Origin of the sequence: Halalkalibacter sp. APA_J-10(15), assembly GCF_023017105.1 — a bacterium.
In the GTDB taxonomy this organism is placed as follows: Bacteria; Bacillota; Bacilli; order Bacillales; family Bacillaceae_D; genus Halalkalibacter.
On the sequence record NZ_JALKEV010000073.1, the window covers coordinates 1 to 342 of the forward strand.

Here is a 342-nt window from a genome sequence, read left to right on the forward strand (position 1 = left end):
CGGCTACGACTTGTGGCTTGGTGACCTTCTCTTTTAGTTGATCAAATAACTCGTGAAATACTTGGCTATCATGAACATTGGCAGGGGTAACAACGGTTCCAAGAACAAATCCATTCGAATCACAGGCCGTATGAAAGCTGTACGCAAACATTTTCTCTCGTTCACTTTTCACATAATACCCACTTTCAGGGTCTGTTGTGCTCTCCTTCACCTCTCTCGAAGTGTCCTTCGCCCGAGGAGGAAGAGGCTTTTTTCCGTTTTGTACTCGTTCTACATTGATTTCTTCTTCTAGTTGTTTTTGATACGCTCGAGTTTCTGAGTGAACTACCTTCTTACCAAACT

The 342-nt window shown here is 43.3% G+C and carries 1 protein-coding gene; it reads right to left on the reverse strand.

All coding sequences use genetic code 11. The features are described 5' to 3' along the window. On the reverse strand, nt 1–342 hold a 342-nt coding region (locus MW695_RS22320), incomplete at both ends, for a transposase (RefSeq protein ID WP_247107622.1).